Source organism: Providencia sp. PROV032 (assembly GCF_028484875.1).
Lineage (GTDB): Bacteria > Pseudomonadota > Gammaproteobacteria > Enterobacterales > Enterobacteriaceae > Providencia > Providencia rettgeri_E.
The window spans coordinates 84,661-103,463 of record NZ_JAMPSX010000004.1; the positions used below are offsets into that span (position 1 = coordinate 84,661).

Consider the following 18,803-nt stretch of genomic DNA (forward strand, 5'->3'; position numbering starts at 1 on the left):
GTATGTTGGAATGGATTATAAGACGCTCGGTCGCTAACCGCTTTCTAGTGCTCATGGGTGTCATGTTTTTAGTTATTGCGGGTATTTGGAGTATCCGCAGTACACCTGTTGATGCATTGCCTGACTTATCTGATGTACAAGTGATTATCAAAACCACTTATCCAGGTCAAGCGCCCCAACTGGTTGAAAACCAAGTTACCTACCCAATAACGACGACGATGCTATCTGTGCCGGGAGCAAAAACAGTGCGGGGGTTTTCTGCATTTGGTGACTCATATGTTTATGTTATTTTTGAAGATAATACAGATTTATACTGGGCTCGTTCGCGCGTTTTAGAATATTTAAATCAAGTGCAAAACCAATTGCCAAAAGGTGCAGTAGCCTCCATTGGCCCTGATGCGACAGGGGTTGGTTGGGTTTTTGAATATGCTTTAGTGGATAAAACCGGAAAGCATAATCTAGCAGAACTGCGTTCATTACAAGATTGGTTTTTGAAATATGAATTGAAGGCTTTGCCTAATGTCTCTGAAGTGGCAACCGTTGGCGGTGTGGTTAAATCTTACCAAATCTTAGTTGATCCGCTCAAGCTCAGCCAATTTTCCGTGACATTACCTGAAATAAAACAGGCAGTCGAAATGGCTAACCAAGAAGCGGGTGGCTCATCGATTGAAATTGCTGAAGCTGAATATATGGTTAGAGCAAGTGGATACCTTCAATCTATTGATGATTTCAATAAAATCTACCTGAAAACCCCCGAAAATGGCGTGCCAATTTACCTGCAAGATGTTGCTCGAATACAGGAAGGCCCTGAAATGCGTCGTGGAGTTGCTGAGCTCAATGGGGAAGGCGAGGTGGTTGGTGGTATTATCTTGCTTCGTTCAGGTGAAAATGCACGTAATGTGATCCATGATGTAAAACAGAAACTTGAAGATTTAAGTGCCAGTTTGCCGGAAGGCATCGAAATAATCACGACTTATGATCGAAGTATTCTTATTGATAATGCGATTGATAATCTAAGTTATAAGTTACTAGAAGAGTTTATTGTTGTCGCATTGGTGTGCGCTATTTTCTTATGGCATTTCCGTTCTGCATTAGTCGCAATTATTTCTTTGCCTCTCGGATTATTTATTGCCTTTATCGTCATGCGCTACCAAGGAATAAATGCAAATATTATGTCGTTAGGGGGCATTGCAATTGCTATCGGGGCAATGGTGGATGCCGCCATTGTAATGATCGAAAATGCGCATAAAAAATTAGAAAAATGGCAACATGAAAATGAAGATAAAGTCATTGATAATGCCCAGCGTTGGAAAGTTATTACGGACTCTGCTGTTGAAGTTGGGCCTGCATTATTTATCAGTTTATTAATTATCACATTGTCTTTTATTCCTATTTTTACGTTGGAAGGACAAGAAGGCCGTTTATTTGGCCCGCTCGCATTCACAAAAACTTATGCCATGGCGGGGGCAGCAGCGTTAGCGTTAATTGTTATTCCAATCCTAATGGGGTATTGGATCCGCGGTAATATTCCAAATGAAAATAAAAATCCACTGAATCGTTGGTTGATTGCTCTCTACAGCCCTATTTTAGTTAAGGTATTAGCGTGGCCGAAGACCACCTTATTAATTGGTTTCTTATCTTTATTTACTGTGATATGGCCATTAAAACATTTAGGGGGTGAATTCCTTCCTGCGATTAATGAAGGTGACTTACTTTATATGCCTTCAACATTACCGGGAGTTTCGCCTGCTCAAGCGGCATTTTTACTGCAAAATACAGATAAGTTAATCAAAACTATTCCTGAGGTAGATACGGTATTCGGTAAAGTCGGTAAAGCTGAAACGGCAACGGACTCTGCTCCTATGGAGATGATCGAAACAACGATACGTTTGAAACCGCAAGCAGAGTGGCGAGAAGGAATGACACTCGAAAAAATTATTGATGAGCTTGATGAAACAGTGCGTTTGCCCGGGGTTGCAAACTTATGGGTTCCACCTATACGTAATCGTATTGATATGTTATCAACAGGAGTCAAAAGCCCTATCGGTATCAAAGTATCAGGCAGAGATCTTGATGAGATCGACGCATTAGCCCAAGAAATTGAAAAGGTGACAAAATCGGTTCCTGGGGTTGTTTCTGTTTTGGCTGAACGATTGGTTGGTGGGCGTTATATTGATGTCAAAATTGATAGAGAAAAAGCGGCTCGTTTTGGCATGAGTATCAGTGATGTACAAGTTTATATTTCAATGGCGACTGGTGGGGAAATGATCGGGGAAACGGTTGAAGGAATCGAGCGCTACCCAATTAGCATAAGATATCCTCAAGATTACCGAAATAGCGTATCTGCGATGAAATTATTACCAATTTTAACGCCGAGCAAACAGCAAATTGTGCTTAGTGATGTTGCTGATGTCTCCGTGAATATGGGCGCTCCAATGTTGAAAACAGAGAACGCACGACCAACAAGCTGGATTTATATTGACGCACGCGATCGCGATATGGTCTCTGTTATTAAAGATATTGATGCCGCAATAAAAGATAACATCCAAATGAAGCCGGGTTTGAGCTATTCCTTTACGGGACAATTTGAATTGCTCGAAAGAGCTAACCAAAAATTAATGTTAATGGTTCCTGCTACCATACTGATTATTTTTGTCCTGCTTTATTTAGCATTCAGACGATTTAGTGAAGCATTACTGATTTTATTAAGCTTACCATTTGCTTTAGTGGGCGCTATTTGGTTCCTTTATTGGATGAACTTTAATTTATCGGTTGCGACAGGGACTGGGTTTATTGCATTGGCAGGTGTCGCCGCTGAATTTGGCGTGGTTATGTTGATTTATTTACGCCATGCAATCGAAGATAAAGAAAAACAGCAAGGAATAAGCAAGTTATCAAACCAAGATTTAGACCATGCATTATATGAAGGTGCTGTTTTACGTGTCCGTCCTAAAGCCATGACAGTTGCTGTAATTTTAGCGGGTTTATTGCCAATATTACTTGGGACGGGAGTCGGTTCGGAAGTCATGAGCCGTATAGCTGCACCGATGATTGGCGGTATGATCACCGCGCCACTATTATCCCTATTTATTATTCCCGCAGCTTATAAATTAATCTGCCAGTTACGTCATAAAAAATAGACACTTTTTAAGTACTCGTCATTATTATTGATAAGGTAAATAGCAATGAAAAAGATAATTTTAGGTGGAATGTTTTTACTGTCATTTTCTGCATTTTCTCAAAACCAGAGCGTGCAATTGTATAAAGATGCAAATTGTGGCTGCTGCCAATTATGGGGAGAAGGGGTTAAAAAAGCAGGGTATGACGTTGTGATCAATGAAATCAGTTATGATGACTTGAACAAACTAAATGATGAGCTGAATGTGCCATACAACTTACGCAGTTGCCACATTGCAAAATATAAAGGCAAAGTGATTGTTGGCCATGTTCCTGTCAGTAGTCTTGATGCGATTGATGCCTTACCCGCGGATGTAGTGGGAATTTCTGTTCCGGGTATGCCAATTGGTAGCCTAGGGATGGAACAACCAGATGGCCGTACTCAGCCTTATTCTGTGGTGCAGTTTAAAGCCAATGGGGAATATCGTTAATTGAGATAAAATTCATTAAGTTGCAGGATGTCCTGCAACTTATGGGGTTTATTCGTTTTCTAATATTAATTCGATGGCTTTGAGTTCATCTTGCGTAAAGTTACGATTTTTTAGGATCCCCATTGCATCATCAATTTGGCTAATACGGCTTGCACCGATGAGGACGGAAGTGATCCTATCATGTCTAAGCAACCAGGCTAATGCCATTTGGTTTAGCTTTTGTCCTCTTTTTATCGCCAATTCATTCAGTTGTTTAACTTTTGATAAAATGGTCGAAGTGAGCCTTTCAGGAGGTAAAGAAGGATTGCCTGCCGCGCGTGAATCAGCAGGAATACCATTAAGGTAGCGATCAGTTAAAAGACCACCGGCTAGCGGGGAATATGCGATAGAGCCCACCCCTTCTTCTTCCAGTAAATCGAGTAAACCCTCTTCAGGAGTACGTTCTAGCATAGAATATTTCGGCTGATGGATCAGGCAAGGGGTTCCCAATTCATTGAGAATACCAATAGCTTCTTTGGCTAAATTCGTTGGGTAATTAGAAATCCCGACATACAGGGCTTTTCCTTGGCGAACAATGAGATCCAACGCTCCCATGGTTTCTTCTAATGGGGTGTTGGGGTCAGGTCGATGATGATAAAAGATATCTACATAATCCAAACCCATTCGTTTCAAGCTCTGGTCTAGGCTTGCCACCAAGTACTTTTTACTTCCCCAGTCACCATAAGGGCCATCCCACATAGTGAAACCCGCTTTTGATGAAATGATCATTTCATCACGATAAGGCAGGAAATCCTGTTGCATGATTTGGCCAAATGTACTTTCGGCAGATCCAGGAGGTGGTCCATAATTATTAGCCAGATCGAAATGGGTGATCCCAAGGTCAAAAGCATGACGAAGCATGGCTTGGCAGTTATCAAAGGGTTTGTTATTGCCAAAGTTATGCCATAACCCTAATGAAATCAGTGGTAACCGTAACCCGCTACGGCCACATAAACGATATTCCATTTCACTATAGCGCTTTGATGATGCAACATAAGGCATACTTCACCTCCAAAGTAGTGGGCAAAACCTCAACTTATACTGTCATAAAGCTAAAAAGTAGTCTGAGGAATCAATGCTAATTTGTTATTGGTTAGAAAGTTTATAAATAAACTGTGATAGAGTTGGAAAAAAGAGTGAAGTATTTTGAAATACGTGGGTATCGGCTGTGCGCCAGTCCCCACGTTTTAGGGATTAAAAATTAAGCTTGTTCTGAACGAGTAAATACTAGCTCGTTACCTTTAGATTGGCTTTCATCAAATTGATAGCCTTCTAAATTAAAATCAGCCAGTTGGTCTGTTGTCGTCAATTTATTTTGGATAATAAAGCGACTCATTAAACCCCGCGCTTTTTTTGCATAAAAACTGATAACTTTATATTTACCATTCTTTTCATCAAGGAAAACAGGTTTGATGATTTGACCATCCAGTTTCTTCGTATTCACGGATTTGAAGTACTCATCAGAAGCTAGGTTGATTAATACTTGGTCTTTTTGTTCTGCTAAGGCGTGATTGAGCTGTTTGGTGATAATGTCTCCCCAAAACTCATATAAATCTTTTCCACGGGTGTTTTTTAAACGAATTCCCATTTCTAAGCGATAAGGTTGCATTAAATCTAGTGGCCTTAAAATACCGTAAAGACCTGATAATATGCGTAAATGGGATTGAGCAAACGCAAAATCGTCTTGTGAAAAAGTCTCTGCTTGCATACCAGTATATACGTCCCCCTTGAATGCGAGGATCGCTTGGCGTGCATTTTCTGGGGTAAAGTCCGCATGCCATTCTTCAAAACGGGCAGCGTTGAGCCCTGCAAGTTTGTCACTAATTTTCATTAAACTGGCAATATCTGAAGGGGTTAACTTACGACAGACATTAATTAATTTTTGAGACTCAGTGAGTAATTCAGGCTGAGTAAATTGCTGCGTCGCAAGTGGGCTTTCGTAGTCTAATGTTTTTGCAGGTGAAATTGTAATAAGCATGACTTGACCCTTTATAAAGAATGATACTGCTTACTTTAGCAAAAATTCTTCCTAATTGGGTAATTGATACGATAAGCCAAACCAATATTATTCTTTATTACAATAAGAGCACAGTATCACTGCTAAAAGGATTCAGTTTCTAATTGGCTAGCGAAACCGATTGCCAATCAAATAGTTGCTTTTGACTAGATTTACTTGCTTGCAGCAATATGGATGCATGATATTATCTGTAGACGGTGCGGCGATAGCCACAATTCCTTTATAATACGCAAAGTAATTCAAGTTGCAGTTTTTTAGCCTATACCGCTACAACTTGAAATATGACGGGTATAACAACGAGATTAAAGAAATGACCGATAAACTAACCTCACTACGTAGTTTGACAACCGTTGTTGCTGATACTGGCGACATCGAAGCGATGAAGCTTTACAAACCACAAGACGCGACCACAAATCCATCGCTGATCTTAAATGCTGCACAAATTCCTGAGTACCGTAAATTAATTGATGAAGCGGTAGAATGGGCACGTAAGCAAAGCAGTAATCGTGAGCAACAAATTGTTGATGCTTGTGACAAACTGGCTGTTAATATCGGTCTGGAAATTCTGAAATTAGTTCCGGGTCGTATTTCTACTGAAGTTGATGCGCGCCTTTCTTATGATGAAGAAGCTTGTATTACTAAAGCGCGTCACTTAATTAAAATGTATAACGATGCAGGCATCAGTAATGACCGTATTCTGATTAAACTAGCTTCGACTTGGCAGGGTATCCGTGCTGCAGAGAAACTGGAAAAAGAAGGCATTAACTGTAACCTGACCTTATTATTCTCTTTTGCTCAAGCGCGTGCTTGCGCAGAAGCAGGTGTATACCTGATTTCTCCATTTGTGGGTCGTATTCTTGACTGGTACAAAGCGAATACAGATAAAAAAGAATTCGCGCCACATGAAGATCCAGGTGTGATTTCTGTTACCGAAATCTACAATTACTACAAAGCTCACGGTTATAAAACTGTGGTTATGGGCGCAAGCTTCCGTAACGTGGGTGAAATCATTGAGTTAGCAGGTTGTGACCGCTTAACTATCTCCCCTGGCTTACTGAAAGAACTGTCTGAGTCACAAGGCGAATTAGACCGTAAATTGATAGATACAGGTAAAACTCAAGAGCCAGGCGCTAAGTTGACTGAAGCTGAGTTCTACTGGCAGCACAACCAAGATCCAATGGCGGTTGATAAACTGTCTGACGGTATCCGTAAGTTTGCAGTAGACCAAGAAAAACTGGAAAAAATGATTGCAGATTTACTGTAATTTATTTCGTTTTTTCTTAAAACCCAGCCAGTTGGTTGGGTTTTTTTATACTCATTTTTCATTGAGTTAGTTCTCAATTTCAAGATATAAAATTGAGGTCGCTGTATGCAAAAGCGCATCATGCTATGATAATGCTCCTGTTTATCCATTAGTAGACAGTTTCTGAATTGATCAATTTTTTGAGGTTTGTATGAATGAATTGCGCATAGGTCTGGTTTCTGTTTCTGATCGTGCTTCGAGTGGTATTTATGAAGACAAAGGCATTCCTGCATTAGAAGAGTGGTTAGCAAAAACGCTGATAACCCCTTTTCGTATCGAAACTCGCCTGATCCCTGATGAGCAAATCATGATAGAGCAAACATTATGTGAGCTGGTGGATGAATTTGCTTGCCATTTAGTCCTCACTACTGGTGGGACAGGGCCCGCTCGTCGCGATGTCACGCCTGATGCAACCCTTGCGATTGCTGACCGTGAGATGCCGGGTTTTGGTGAGCAAATGCGCCAAATTAGCCTAAAATTCGTCCCTACTGCGATATTGTCACGTCAAGTGGGGGTAATACGCAATCAAGCTCTGATTTTAAATTTACCAGGGCAGCCTAAAGCGATTGCGGAAACTCTGGAAGGTTTAAAAGACAAAGAAGGGAATGTGGTAGTTTCTGGTATTTTTGCCAGTGTTCCTTATTGTATTCAATTACTTGATGGCCCCTATGTAGAAACAGACCCTACAATTGTGAAAGCGTTCAGGCCTAAATCGGCTATTCGCCCTGAGTAGTCTTTTAATGTAATCAGGTGAGACTTAACTCACCTGATTAATGATACTTAATGCATAAAATCACATACGTGAGCTAAATTTAACCACGTTGGCCAATCGGTAATACCGTTTTGCCATATTGCTCATTTAATATTTCTGCGACTGCTAAATAAAATGCGCTAGCACCACAGATAATTCCTTCAAAACCAGCAAATTTTAGTAATGCTACATTTCCCGTCATATTACCAATCGCTAATAAAGCGAATAATACCGTTAAGCTACCAAAGACAAATTGCAAAACAAAATTAGCTTTGAAGGTTCCTAAAAACATGAAAAAGGTAAAAATTCCCCAAATAGCGAGGAAAACACCTAAAAACTCAGGTGAAGTTGCTTCGGCTAATCCCATTGAAGGCAAAAATAATAACCCCACTAATGCAATCCAAAACATACCGTAAGAGGTAAATGCAGTTGCACCGAATGTATTGCCTTTTTTGTATTCGATCAGACCCGCAATAAATTGAGCAATACCACCATAAAAAATGCCCATACTTAAAATAACGGATGAAAGAGGGAAAAAACCTGCGTTATGAATATTCAGCAGGATGGTTGTCATACCAAAGCCTAATAAACCAAGTGGGCCTGGATTTGCAAGAGAGCTAGACTGCATATAACCTCTGGTAAAATATAAATAATTCAAATAGATAAAAAACAAAATTTTTTGCCAAAGTGACAGCGGCGGCGCATCATACGCAGTTTTAATTGTTTAAACAATGATCACAAGACAGGTTTTTTTGCAATAAATGCAAATTTTTTTGATTCTCCCCCTTGATGAATGAATTTGTGACCCCATCTTAAAAACATCAACTGATATCAATCCAAATTATTGCGTATTGAAAAATAATTTAGGCTCTGAGTGAAAACTCCCTTGAAAATGAAATATTGAGCCTCATATAGATTGATATCGAAATCATAGTGAAAAGAATTCCTTTGGAGGCGTTTTAGATGGGTAAAATCATTGGTATCGACTTGGGTACAACTAACTCATGCGTTGCAATTATGGATGGTACTACAGCTCGTGTTCTGGAGAACAGCGAAGGTGATAGAACGACTCCTTCCATCATTGCGTACACTCAAGATGGTGAAATTTTAGTTGGTCAGCCAGCGAAACGTCAGGCTGTGACTAACCCAGAAAATACTTTATTCGCAATCAAACGTTTGATTGGTCGTCGTTTCCAAGACGAAGAAGTTCAGCGCGACGTTTCTATCATGCCATATAAAATCATTGCGGCTGATAACGGCGATGCTTGGTTAGATGTGAAAGGCCAAAAAATGGCGCCACCACAAGTTTCAGCTGAAGTTCTGAAAAAAATGAAGAAAACAGCAGAAGACTATTTAGGTGAGCCAGTAACAGAAGCGGTTATTACTGTTCCTGCTTACTTTAACGATGCTCAGCGTCAAGCAACTAAAGATGCTGGTCGTATCGCTGGTCTAGAAGTAAAACGTATCATTAACGAACCAACAGCTGCTGCGTTAGCATATGGTTTGGACCGAGAAGTGGGTAACCGTACTATCGCGGTATATGACTTAGGTGGTGGTACCTTTGACTTATCAATCATCGAAATCGATGAAGTTGATGGCGAAAAAACCTATGAAGTTCTGGCTACCAATGGTGACACTCACTTAGGTGGTGAAGACTTTGATACACGTTTAATCAACTACTTAGTTGAAGAATTTAAGAAAGAACAAGGTGTTGACCTGCGTAACGACCCGTTAGCAATGCAACGTCTGAAAGAAGCTGCAGAAAAAGCGAAAATTGAGCTGTCTTCTGCACAACAAACAGATGTTAACCTGCCGTATATTACAGCAGATGCAACAGGTCCTAAACACATGAATATCAAAGTGACTCGTGCGAAATTAGAGTCACTGGTAGAAGATTTAGTTAAGCGTTCTATGGAGCCAGTTAAAGTTGCTCTGCAAGACGCAGGCTTAAGCGTGAGCGAAATCAACGACGTTATCTTAGTTGGTGGTCAAACACGTATGCCAATGGTTCAAAAAGTTGTTGCTGATTTCTTTGGTAAAGAACCACGTAAAGACGTGAACCCAGACGAAGCAGTTGCAATGGGTGCGGCAGTTCAAGGTGGTGTTTTAGCCGGTGATGTTAAAGACGTTCTGTTACTTGACGTAACTCCTCTGTCTTTAGGTATCGAAACGATGGGTGGCGTGATGACTTCGTTAATCTCGAAGAATACCACTATCCCAACGAAACATAGCCAAGTGTTCTCAACAGCGGAAGATAACCAAGCAGCGGTAACTATCCATGTTCTGCAAGGTGAGCGTAAACGCGCAAGTGACAACAAATCACTGGGGCAGTTTAACTTAGATGGTATTCAACCTGCACCACGTGGTATGCCACAAATTGAAGTAACTTTTGATATCGATGCGGATGGTATCTTGCATGTTTCTGCTAAAGATAAGAATAGCGGACGTGAGCAAAACATCACCATTAAAGCTTCTTCAGGTCTGAATGACGAGGAAATCGAAAAAATGGTACGTGATGCAGAAGCAAACGCTGAAGCAGACCGTAAATTTGAAGAATTAGTTCAGGTTCGTAACCAAGCTGACCAATTAGTTCACGGTACTCGTAAACAAATCGAAGAAGCCGGTGAGAAATTACCAACTGAAGATAAAGCGAATATCGAAAAAGCAACTTCTGAGTTAGAAGCAGCAGCAAAAGGTGAAGACAAAGCAGATATTGAAGCGAAAATCCAAGCTTTAGTCACGGCATCTGCGAAACTTCTGGAAATCGCACAGCAAGAAGCTCAAACGGGCGGTGCAGCTGGCGCTGGTGCAGAAGCGAAAAAAGATGATGATGTTGTTGATGCTGAATTCGAAGAAGTAAATGACAAAGACAAAAAATAATGCCCTTAGCGGGCACAGTAGCTATAGCAAATGACAGTTAATGGTTACTGATACCGGATACGGGCGTCGAGGAAACTCTACGCCCGTTCCGCATGTTAAGGGTAAAATTAAATGGCAAAAAGAGATTTTTATGAGGTATTAGGCCTCGAAAGAAATGCATCGGATAAAGATATTAAGCGTGCTTATAAGCGCTTAGCGATGAAGCATCACCCTGACCGTAATCAGGGTGATAAAGGTTCAGAAGATAAATTTAAAGAGATCAAAGAAGCTTACGAGGTTCTTTCTGACGAGCAAAAACGTGCGGCTTATGACCAGTATGGTCATGCTGCGTTTGAGCAAGGTGGAATGGGCGGAGGCGGTGGCTTCGGTGGTGGTGCAGACTTTAGTGATATTTTTGGTGACGTCTTCGGTGATATTTTTGGAGGTGGCCGCAGACAGCAGCGCCCTAGCCGTGGTTCTGACCTACAGTACAACATGGAACTGACTCTTGAAGAGGCTGTCCGTGGAGTGACCAAAGAAATCCGTATTCCAACCTTGGAAACCTGTGATGTTTGTCATGGTAATGGTGCGAAACCAGGAACCAGTGCGGATACGTGCTCAACATGTCACGGTATGGGCCAAGTCCATATGCGACAAGGCTTTTTCTCTGTACAACAGCCTTGTCCAACGTGTCACGGTCGCGGTAAAGTAATCAAAGACCCATGCAACAAATGTCATGGTCATGGCCGTGTTGAAAGATATAAAACACTGTCAGTTAAAATTCCAGCAGGCGTAGATACGGGGGACCGTGTGCGTTTGTCAGGAGAAGGTGAAGCCGGAGAAAACGGGGCACCAGCAGGAGATTTATTCGTTCAGGTTCATGTACTACCTCATAACATTTTTGAGCGTGATGGTAATAACCTGCACTGCGAGGTTCCAATTAACTTTGCTGATGCAGCATTGGGTGGTGAAATTGAAGTGCCAACCCTTGATGGCCGTGTGAAACTGAAAATCCCAGCAGAAACTCAGACCGGTAAAATTTTCCGCATGAAAGGAAAAGGTGTGAAATCGGTGCGTGGTGGTTTGCAAGGTGATTTAATGTGCCATATTGTTGTTGAAACACCTGTAAAACTGAATGAAAAACAAAAAGAGTTACTCAAAGAATTTGGTGAATCACTAGGTGGAAAGAGCGGTGAGAAGAATAGCCCGCGCTCTAAAAGCTTTTTAGATGGCGTGAAAAAATTCTTTGATGATTTAACTAATAAATAATTAGTTAATAATTGGTAATGTTAGAATGGCTGACTGAGCATATTGCCAAGTCAGCCATTTTTTTATCTTATTTTACGACTTCACCACTCGCAACTACGGTTTCGCGGACTTTGTTAGCAAAGTTTTGAGCTTCTTTAATAATGGTGCCTTCATCTGCGGTCAGCAGCTGGCGGTCTTGCATCAACACCTTGCCATCAACAATAGTATGGCGAACATTCGCGCCATTTGCACCATAGACTAATGCGGCATAGGGGCTATACATAGGAACCATGTTTGGTGATTTAGTATCAATAACAATGATGTCAGCTAATTTCCCCGCTTCGAGAGAGCCTAATTTGTCTTCCATATGTAACACTCGCGCAGAACCCATGGTCGCCATCTCAACAACCGTAATGGGGGGCATCGCCGCTCTATCTTTATTGGCTAGTTTGTGAATTTTCCCCACTAAGTTCAGCTCATTTAATGTTGTTAACGTATTACTCGACATCGGACCATCGGTTCCTAAACCAACTCGAATACCTTTTTGAAGCATGGTCGTGACCGGCGCTACCCCCTTAGCAGATTTCGTGTTTGCACTGATATTATGTGCGACACCCACATCATACTGCTTGAGGAGATCCATATCTTTTTCATCAACCATGATTGCGTGAGCTGCAATAACTTTATTATTCAGCGCTCCAATATCAGCCATATATTGTACAGGGCTTTTCCCTCCCGTACGTTTGGCGATTTCTTCTTGCTCACGATCTGTTTCAGCAAGGTGGATCATCACTGGCACATTAAGTTCTTGAGACAATTTTGCGATTTTCTGTAAGTGCTCTGTGGTATTGGTATACGGTGCATGAGGTGCAAAGGCGGGGGTGATACGAGGGTGATCTTTGTATTGGTTGATAAAATTCACTGCATAATTGATACCTTCATCTGCATTTTTTGCATCAGCGACAGGAAATTGAATAACAGATTCACCAAGGACAGCTCTTAAGCCAATTTTATCAACGGTTTTAGCCACTTCATCTTCAAAATAATACATATCAACGTAAGTTGTGACACCACCTTTAATCATTTCAATATTAGCAAGGTTTGCGCCAACACGTACCATTTCACGAGAGACCATTTTGTTTTCTAATGGGAAGATATAACGGTGTAAACGGTCTGGCACATCATCGGCTAAAGAACGAAAAACGGTCATAGATGCATGTGTATGAGTATTAATTAACCCAGGCATGACAATGTCGCCATCAACATTCAGGATACTAGGTGCTTGATAACTTTGAGCCAGCTCAGGGCCACCAACAGCAATAATTTTATTGCCTTTGATGACAACAGTACCATGGTCAATAACTTGTTTCTGGGCATCCATTGTTAAGATGGTTCCATCTACAATAATGATGTCAGCAGATGTAGCTGCAAAGCTAGAAAAAGAAGCACTAATAATGGAAATAGCCAGTAAAGATTTTAAAAACGACATTTTGGCCTCATATCTGGTGAGAAAATATAAAAATTATGAGTGAAAAAACATTAATACTATTTTTGAGAAAACTAAGTGTATTGCTTACTGATTGAATATTTAAAATAATAATTTTTTAATGGCTTAATTTTGCTAATAAAACACCAAAAACAATAACGACACAGGCAATGACTCGCATCACGTTGAATTTTTCTTTGAGAAACGCAATAGATAGGAACATGGCGAAGAGTACACTCGTTTCTCTAATCGCTGCGACCATGACAATTGGGGCTTGGCTCATCGCCCATATAGCAATGCCATAACTAATGAGCTGCATTAACCCCCCTAGTAACCCTGAACGCCAATATTGTTGAATTCCAACAAGTAAGGTGCCTCGGTATTTGATAAAACCGGGTACAGCTAACACCATGCCATTTAATAAAAATAGCCAGAGAGTATACGTCACGGGATCTTCACTTGCTCTGGCGCCATAGCCATCAGATAAGGTATAACAGGCGGTGAAGAAGGCTGTTGATATGGCAAAAACTAGAGCTTTCCCCTTGATATTTAATGTGAATTTTTTTCCTGCAAACGCAATCAATACGACGCCACTAATAATGAATAAAACACCAATAAGGCCCATCAATGGAATTAACTCATTAAACAGCAAAGCACCTAATAGTGCCGTTATTAATGGTGCGGACCCGCGTGATATTGGATAAATCTGGCTTAAGTCACCGTGTGTATAAGCCTGACTTAAAAAATAGGTATAGCCAATATGAAAAAGTACGGATAAGGCTAACCAGTGAATCGCTTCTGGAGATGGTAGACCTAACCAAAATATTGCGGGTATTGATAAGACGCCAGAAAAAACAGAAATCATGACTAGGCCGAAAAAACGGTCATTGCCAAATTTAACTATGGCGTTCCAGCTTGCATGGCAGAAAGCTGCAAACAGCACAGAAAGTAATACGTAAGTTGTCATTGTTAAATTGTAATCATTAGTATTTTATTAGCAATCCAAACACATTTTTTTGCGAGGCGCTTGGCAGATATCTTGTAGATAGTCTTCCATATTTAAAATTTTTACGAAAGGTATCGAAGAAATAAATATAGGATTTTTTCTTGTGAACATAAAAAATGCAGATTTTTGATACCCAAAAAATTAAATTTATAAAGTCCGTTTATCACAAAATTTATTATTTGTTTTTATAAAAATTGTCTATAGTAAAATTAACGTTTTTTTCTCATTTGCCGTGATCTCTAACCTAAACAGATCGGTAATTTCGAGCATTAAGCGATAAATAAACGATTTTTTACGAATTAATAATTAGCATAGTATTAACATTCAAAAAAACATTGAGGTTAAATATATGACAGCAATTATTCGTAAATTTTTAAGGTTAGAAGCAGCAGGGGGCTTACTTCTGATTATTGCTGCCATAGTCGCTTTAGTGATGGCAAATTCGCCATTGCAGGGGGCTTATCAGCAATTTTTAGATATTCCTATATCAATTAAAATATCAGAATTTGGTTTGGATAAGCCTTTGATATTATGGGTCAATGACTTTCTAATGGCGATTTTCTTTTTGGTGGTTGGCCTTGAAGTAAAACGTGAATTATTAGAAGGATCCCTCGCAGGACGAGACAAAGCAATATTTCCAGCAATTGCAGCATTAGGTGGAATGATTGCTCCCGCATTAATTTATTTATTATTTAATGGAGCAGACACTGTTACCCAACAAGGATGGGCAATACCAGCAGCAACAGATATCGCATTTGCTTTAGGTGTGATGGCGTTACTAGGTAAGCGAGTACCCACAGAGCTAAAAGTGTTCTTATTGGCATTGGCTATCATTGATGATTTAGGCGTTATCGTAATTATTGCATTTTTCTATACCAGCTCAGTTTCCTTGATTGCATTGGGGCTATCAGCATTGTGTATTGCGATCCTCTGTATGATGAATTGGCGTAGAGTAGAGAATACAGCCGCTTACTTAGTTATTGGATTAATATTGTGGGTGTGTATTTTGAAATCTGGTGTTCATGCCACATTAGCTGGGGTAATTGTCGGCTTCTTGATCCCTTTACGTGGTACTAACCAGACTAAACCTTCAGAAGAATTAGAGCACGTCCTACATCCATGGGTTGTTTACTTAATTCTACCTGTTTTTGCATTTGCTAATTCAGGAGTGCAACTTCAAGGTGTGACTTTAGACGGTTTATTGAGCCCATTGCCTTTAGGGGTAGCCGCTGGTTTGATCTTAGGTAAGCCTATTGGGATTTTTCTGTTCAGTTGGGTTTCGGTAAAACTTGGGGTTGCAAAATTACCGGAGTCGATTAACTTAAAACAAGTATTTGCAGTTTCTGTACTGTGTGGGATCGGTTTTACTATGTCTATTTTTATCACTGGTCTCGCATTTGATGGGCTTGATGAAGTGTATAGTACCTATTCACGACTAGGAATTTTGATTGGTTCGACGTTAGCAGCGTTTTTAGGGTATTTTATGTTAAGAGTAGTGTTACCGAAACAAAAAGAATCAATCTAATACAAGATTATTGTGTAATTTTGCAAATTATTAGTAAGAATTTCCGAACTAATAATCTATGATATACCGTAGTGTGTTCATTAATACACTACGGTATTCATTTTAAAGGCCCTGAAAATATAGGGTACAGGTAAATGTGTATGGTCAATAGTAGTTACCATAACTAGCGACGGTACAAAAGGAATCGATATGCGGGTTTCACATCTTAATTTTAACCATCTTTACTATTTCTGGCATGTATGTAAAGAGGGCTCTGTTGTCGGAGCAGCAGAAGCGCTTTACCTGACACCTCAGACAATTACAGGGCAAATAAAAGCGCTAGAAGAGCGCTTAGGTGGCAAGTTGTTTAAAAGGCAGGGGCGAGGTTTAGTGCCATCTGAGCTTGGACAATTAATTTTTCGCTACGCAGATAAAATGTTTATGCTTAGCCAAGAAATGCTCGATATCGTCAATTACAGCCGCGAATCTAACTTACTGTTTGATGTCGGGGTTGCGGATACGCTATCAAAACAGTTAGTAAGTAAAATATTAGAAACTACGGTTGTTGAGCATGAACAAATTCATTTACGTTGTTTTGAATCAACCCATGAATTGTTATTAGAACAGCTCAGTCAACATAAATTGGATATGATTTTATCTGACTGCCCAGTTGACTCATCTCAGCAAGAAGGCTTGTTTTCGGTGAAATTGGGCGAGTGTAATATGAGTTTCTTTTGCCGTCAGCCTATCCCTAAAAAGCCATTTCCTGAATGTTTAGAGGAACGTCGGTTATTGATCCCTGGGCGGCGATATTTATTAGGTAGACATATACTCGCTTGGATCCGCAATAAAAATTTGCAGGTTGAAGTATTAGGTGAATTCGATGATGCCGCACTTATGAAAGCATTCGGTATGCATTATAACGCAATTTTTGTTGCTCCGTCGCAATATACACCTGACCTTTTAGGTGGAGACGATATTGTAGAATTGGGGCGCTTAGAAAGTGTAAAAGAAGAATACTACGTTATTTTTGCAGAGAGAATGATCCAGCACCCAGCAGTACAACGAGTGTGTAATAAAGATTTCTCAGATTTATTTTCAGTTCCGCTTGATAGCCTAGATAAAAAATAATAATAAATAAAAAAACCGGCATAAGCCGGTTTTTTTAGCTAATCAAGAAGCAAGATTACATCGCTTTGATTTGAGCAACTAAGTTAGCTTTATGACGTGCTGCTTTATTTTTGTGGATCAGGCCTTTAGTAGCATGGCGATCAACAATAGGTTGCATGTCATTGAATGCTTTCTGAGCAGCTTCTTTATCGCCAGCAGCGATAGCAAGGTAAACTTTCTTGATAAAAGTACGTACCATAGAGCGACGGCTAGCGTTATGCTGACGACGTTTCTCTGACTGAACGGCACGTTTCTTAGCTGATTTGATATTAGCCAAGGTCCAACTCCCAAATGTATTCTATTGAGGACAATTCAAAGGTCGAGGAATATGCCCTTTCGCCCTTCATTTGTCAATGGATTTGTGCAAATAAACATCGTGTACTTCGATGTCCATGCGCTGTGAATGGTGCAAGATTCTATCAGCAAATATGAGAAGAATACAGATCTTCGCGTGAAAAAATGCGTAATTGATGGCAGAAATTTAAAAAGAGCGAAGATGAAAAAAAATTTTTGGCCTATCAATCAATGGCGAGTATGAAAATAGACCATAAAATGGTTATTTTTTGTTCTTTTTAACCGTTTGGTTATAACCATTGAAGTGTAAAACATAAAAATATAATATTTTTAGAGACCTTGGAACAAATTTGTTGTATTGATAATCCATTGGTTACCCCAAAGTTTTTGATGTTCGAATGCAATAGCTCTGTTTGGGGAGCGTAATAACCCACTAATGGCATAAAATAGTGGGGAATAAATCGTGTAGAGATCAAAAAAATAGGGTTTAATGAAACCTTTTGCGAACTAAGGTTAACCTTATGCGTCGTACAAGGTATAATCCTGCAATTTCCTCGGTATTGAGCCTGTTATGGAGCTAATTCGCGGTATACAGAATATCCGGGCGTGCCATCATGGTTGCGTGCTGACTATCGGTAATTTTGATGGTGTCCATCGTGGGCATCAGGTTTTACTTCAAAATTTGAAACTTAAGGGAGCGCAGTTAGGGTTACCAACTGTTGTGATGATATTTGAGCCACAGCCCCTTGAATTTTTTATTGGTGACAAGGCGCCTGCGCGTTTGACACGCCTGCGAGACAAAGTTAAATATCTCGCAGATAGTGGTATCGATTACCTCTTATGTGTTGAATTTAACCAGCACTTTGCATCATTAACACCCGCTGAGTTTGTTTCTGACTTACTCGTCAATAAGCTTGGTGTAAAGTATCTCGCTATAGGTGATGATTTCCGCTTTGGGAAAAATCGCATGGGGGATTTTGCTTTTTTACAACAAGCGGGTGATGAATTTGGTTTTGAAGTTGCAGATACAGAAAGCTTCTGTGATTCAGGGCTACGTATCAGCAGTACAGCGATACGTAAGGCAATTCAAGAAAATAACCTTGAATTAGCTGAAAGCCTGTTAGGGCATTCTTATCGTATTAGCGGGCGAGTGGTTCATGGTAACCAACTTGGCAGAACAATAGGTTTTCCGACAGCAAACCTACCGTTAAAACGTTTAGTCACACCGGTTACTGGTGTGTATGCTGTGGAAGTTTACGGTTTAGGTGATAAGCCTTTACCGGGTGTGGCAAATATTGGCACACGTCCGACTGTATCTGGAAAAGGAACACAGTTAGAAGTTCATCTGATTGATGCAAATATGGATTTATATGGGCGTCATATCGATGTAGTGTTACGTAAGAAATTACGTGATGAGCAGCGGTTTGCTTCGTTGGAAGCGCTTAAGGAGCAAATTGCTAATGATGTAATTGCAGCGAGAGAGTATCTTACTGCAATAGGAATCAGATAATTTAGCGG

The 18,803-nt window shown here is 40.2% G+C and carries 15 protein-coding genes; 9 read left to right on the forward strand and 6 right to left on the reverse strand.

Annotated features, from left to right (window positions below; translation table 11 throughout):
* Positions 1-2 precede the first annotated feature (2 nt).
* Together PSF42_RS03440 and PSF42_RS03445 are read left to right on the forward strand one after the other, a co-directional pair.
* Positions 3-3,140 carry an efflux RND transporter permease subunit gene (locus tag PSF42_RS03440; RefSeq protein WP_125891908.1) on the forward strand — a complete coding sequence of 1,046 codons (3,138 nt, stop codon included), beginning with the start codon at positions 3-5 and terminating at the stop codon, positions 3,138-3,140.
* Between the two features lie 45 nt (positions 3,141-3,185).
* The gene (locus PSF42_RS03445) at positions 3,186-3,608 is read left to right on the forward strand and encodes a DUF411 domain-containing protein (protein WP_272679449.1); all 423 of its coding nucleotides are present in this window, start codon (positions 3,186-3,188) and stop codon (positions 3,606-3,608) included.
* 48 nt (positions 3,609-3,656) lie between these two features.
* Here the strand turns inward: PSF42_RS03445 and PSF42_RS03450 are convergent, their stop codons facing one another.
* Together PSF42_RS03450 and yaaA are read right to left on the reverse strand one after the other, a co-directional pair.
* The gene (locus PSF42_RS03450; protein WP_125891910.1) at positions 3,657-4,649 is read right to left on the reverse strand and encodes an aldo/keto reductase; all 993 of its coding nucleotides are present in this window, start codon (positions 4,647-4,649) and stop codon (positions 3,657-3,659) included.
* Between the two features lie 199 nt (positions 4,650-4,848).
* Positions 4,849-5,625, reverse strand: coding sequence for a peroxide stress protein YaaA (gene yaaA / locus PSF42_RS03455; RefSeq protein WP_272679450.1), 777 nt, complete (start codon positions 5,623-5,625; stop codon positions 4,849-4,851).
* Positions 5,626-5,974: 349 nt separating this feature from the next.
* On the opposite strand from yaaA, the gene tal reads away from it, so the two are divergent.
* Entirely contained in the window at positions 5,975-6,928 is a 954-nt protein-coding gene (gene tal, locus PSF42_RS03460; RefSeq protein WP_125891912.1) for a transaldolase, read from the forward strand.
* 190 nt (positions 6,929-7,118) lie between these two features.
* Positions 7,119-7,700 (forward strand): molybdopterin adenylyltransferase, encoded by a 582-nt coding sequence (mog, locus tag PSF42_RS03465; protein WP_125891913.1) that lies wholly within the window; start codon positions 7,119-7,121, stop codon positions 7,698-7,700.
* A 79-nt stretch (positions 7,701-7,779) separates the two neighbouring features.
* On the opposite strand, the gene satP is transcribed toward mog, so the two are convergent.
* Positions 7,780-8,346, reverse strand: a complete 567-nt coding sequence (gene satP / locus PSF42_RS03470) for an acetate uptake transporter (protein ID WP_272679451.1) — start codon at positions 8,344-8,346, stop codon at positions 7,780-7,782.
* A 335-nt stretch (positions 8,347-8,681) separates the two neighbouring features.
* Here satP and dnaK point away from each other — a divergent pair, with 335 nt between their 5' ends.
* Together dnaK and dnaJ are read left to right on the forward strand one after the other, a co-directional pair.
* Positions 8,682-10,598 carry a molecular chaperone DnaK gene (gene dnaK, locus PSF42_RS03475; RefSeq protein WP_125891915.1) on the forward strand — a complete coding sequence of 639 codons (1,917 nt, stop codon included), beginning with the start codon at positions 8,682-8,684 and terminating at the stop codon, positions 10,596-10,598.
* Positions 10,599-10,709: 111 nt separating this feature from the next.
* Positions 10,710-11,846 carry a molecular chaperone DnaJ gene (dnaJ, locus tag PSF42_RS03480; RefSeq protein WP_112307826.1) on the forward strand — a complete coding sequence of 379 codons (1,137 nt, stop codon included), beginning with the start codon at positions 10,710-10,712 and terminating at the stop codon, positions 11,844-11,846.
* A 67-nt stretch (positions 11,847-11,913) separates the two neighbouring features.
* Here the strand turns inward: dnaJ and PSF42_RS03485 are convergent, their stop codons facing one another.
* Positions 11,914-13,314 carry an amidohydrolase gene (locus PSF42_RS03485; RefSeq protein WP_213912967.1) on the reverse strand — a complete coding sequence of 467 codons (1,401 nt, stop codon included), beginning with the start codon at positions 13,312-13,314 and terminating at the stop codon, positions 11,914-11,916.
* Between the two features lie 115 nt (positions 13,315-13,429).
* The gene (locus tag PSF42_RS03490; protein WP_125891917.1) at positions 13,430-14,278 is read right to left on the reverse strand and encodes an EamA family transporter; all 849 of its coding nucleotides are present in this window, start codon (positions 14,276-14,278) and stop codon (positions 13,430-13,432) included.
* A 388-nt stretch (positions 14,279-14,666) separates the two neighbouring features.
* Between PSF42_RS03490 and nhaA the strand changes: the two genes are divergently transcribed.
* The gene (gene nhaA / locus PSF42_RS03495) at positions 14,667-15,842 is read left to right on the forward strand and encodes a Na+/H+ antiporter NhaA (RefSeq protein ID WP_213912965.1); all 1,176 of its coding nucleotides are present in this window, start codon (positions 14,667-14,669) and stop codon (positions 15,840-15,842) included.
* A gap of 189 nt (positions 15,843-16,031) precedes the next feature.
* On the forward strand, positions 16,032-16,952 hold the full coding sequence (gene nhaR, locus PSF42_RS03500; protein WP_125891919.1) for a transcriptional activator NhaR: 921 nt from the start codon (positions 16,032-16,034) through the stop codon (positions 16,950-16,952).
* A gap of 55 nt (positions 16,953-17,007) precedes the next feature.
* Here nhaR and rpsT read toward each other — a convergent pair whose 3' ends face one another.
* Positions 17,008-17,268 carry a 30S ribosomal protein S20 gene (gene rpsT / locus PSF42_RS03505; protein ID WP_004914688.1) on the reverse strand — a complete coding sequence of 87 codons (261 nt, stop codon included), beginning with the start codon at positions 17,266-17,268 and terminating at the stop codon, positions 17,008-17,010.
* Between the two features lie 588 nt (positions 17,269-17,856).
* Between rpsT and ribF the strand changes: the two genes are divergently transcribed.
* On the forward strand, positions 17,857-18,795 hold the full coding sequence (ribF, locus tag PSF42_RS03510; protein WP_102138982.1) for a bifunctional riboflavin kinase/FAD synthetase: 939 nt from the start codon (positions 17,857-17,859) through the stop codon (positions 18,793-18,795).
* Positions 18,796-18,803 lie beyond the last annotated feature (8 nt).